The sequence below is a fragment of the Brachyspira pilosicoli genome (assembly GCF_008016535.1).
Classification (GTDB): Bacteria; Spirochaetota; Brachyspiria; order Brachyspirales; family Brachyspiraceae; genus Brachyspira; species Brachyspira pilosicoli_A.
On the sequence record NZ_SAXY01000082.1, the window covers coordinates 1 to 1934 of the forward strand.

2 protein-coding genes are annotated in these 1934 nt (G+C 25.7%); one reads left to right on the forward strand and one right to left on the reverse strand.

Going from position 1 to position 1934, the window contains the following annotated elements; all coding sequences use genetic code 11:
• Nucleotides 1–599 (reverse strand): transposase (locus EPJ72_RS12780; RefSeq protein ID WP_147730939.1); only part of this gene is annotated, 599 nt, incomplete at its 3' end.
• A 170-nt stretch (nucleotides 600–769) separates the two neighbouring features.
• On the opposite strand from EPJ72_RS12780, the gene EPJ72_RS12785 reads away from it, so the two are divergent.
• Complete coding sequence (locus EPJ72_RS12785) at nucleotides 770–1810, forward strand: ankyrin repeat domain-containing protein (protein ID WP_439897278.1); 1041 nt, start codon at nucleotides 770–772, stop codon at nucleotides 1808–1810.
• Nucleotides 1811–1934: the final 124 nt, after the last annotated feature.

The window sequence follows — 1934 nt, forward strand, 5'->3', positions numbered from 1 at the left end:
GTTTGTATAGCCTGTATCTTAAAAGGTGAAGTTTTTAAGACATATTTTAAGAAAGATAAAGCAATAGAAGGTGTTTTATCTTCATAGATTTCTCTCCAACTATAACGAGCAGCTAAATCTACAGCAGTGAATTGATAAACTGTTTTTCTGCCTAATTTGATATATTTAGTGTCTATTTGAACTATTTTGCCTTTTTTTTGTATTTTAGAGACAAATTTTCGTTTATCATATCGCTTCTTTTTCTTTTTTATTTTGTATCTCCAAAGATTATTTCTTTTTAGTACATTCTCTATAGCTGTAACACCTATCTTAATGCCTTTACGATTTAAATATGCTTTAATATAATGCTTACCTCGATATTCTTTAGTATAGAGTTCAATAATTAAATTAATAGCTTTTTGATTATTAAAGATATTTGGAGAAGTTTTTGGCTTAGTACTAAAATTAGCAACTGTTCCAGTATTTTTATGTTTCTTAATCCAAGTATAAAAAGTGGATTTATTTATTCTTTCCATCTTTAAAAATCTTTTAATATTTTTAGTTTTTAATGCTTCATCCACTATAAATAATTTAAATTCTGTGCTATAATCTTTTTTCATAGTAGCATCCTTTTTATTTGTTTTATGTTCAAAATATTATAACAAGGATACTGCTTTTTTTATACTAAAAAATGTCCAATATCTCATACTCCTAAACATTTAAAAATTATGATTTTATTGACTGTAAATATTTTGTGTTATATAATCAAATTGTATATATGGGGGTATATATGAAAAAGGTATTTATTATATTATTCTTGTTTAATATTCTTTTGTATTCTAAAACTTTAGATGAATCGTTATTTTCTGCTGTAGAAGATAATAATATAAAAAAAGTTAAATCATATTTAGAGCAAGGTGCAAACTGTAATGCATTAGATTCTTATAATAGAACAGCTTTAATAAATGCTTCTGTAAGCGGATATGATGATATAGCAAAATTACTTATAGAAGAAGGTACTGATATAAATATTCAAGATAAAGCAGGTGCTACAGCATTAATGTACACTGCTAGAAATACAAATTATGAAATGGTTGAGTTTTTATTAAAAAATGGTGCTGATGTAAACATGAGAGATGCAGCAGGAGAAACTGCATTATATTATAGTATTGAGCATAATAGTTTTGGGCAAGAAAATGAAAGAGAAAATGCTATAAAAATACTTAATTTATTAATAAAATACGGTGCTGATGTAAATACTAAAAACGATGAAGGAACATCTCTTCTTGATATATACTATAGAAGTTCAAAATCTGAAAATAAAGAAATGTTTAAAATATTAATTGAAAATGGTTTTGATTTAGAATCAAGAATAAATGATGATAATTCTGATTATACTCCTTTAATGATTGCTGTTTATAAAGAAGACTATGATATGGTTAAATATTTGCTTGATAAAGGTGCCAATCCTAATGCAGCAAATAATGAAAACAAAACAGCTTTAATGATTGCTAATGATGAAGGAAATTATGATATTTCAAAATTACTTATAGAACAAGGTGCCAATATAAACACACAAGATGAAGACGGCCGTACAACATTAATGGTCGCTGCTGCAAGCGGAAATTATAAAATGGTTAAATTTTTATTAGAAAATGGTGCTGATATAAATGTAACAAATAATCATGGAGAGACACCTTTAATGTATGCTTCCAGAGTTCATAATACAAAAGTTATAGAATTTCTAATACAAAAAGGTGCAAATATAAATGCTTTCAATAATTATGGAAATACAGCTGTTAAGGAGTGTGAGATATTGGACATTTTTTAGTATAAAAAAAGCAGTATCCTTGTTATAATATTTTGAACATAAAACAAATAAAAAGGATGCTACTATGAAAAAAGATTATAGCACAGAATTTAAATTATTTATAGTGGATGAAGCATTAGAAACT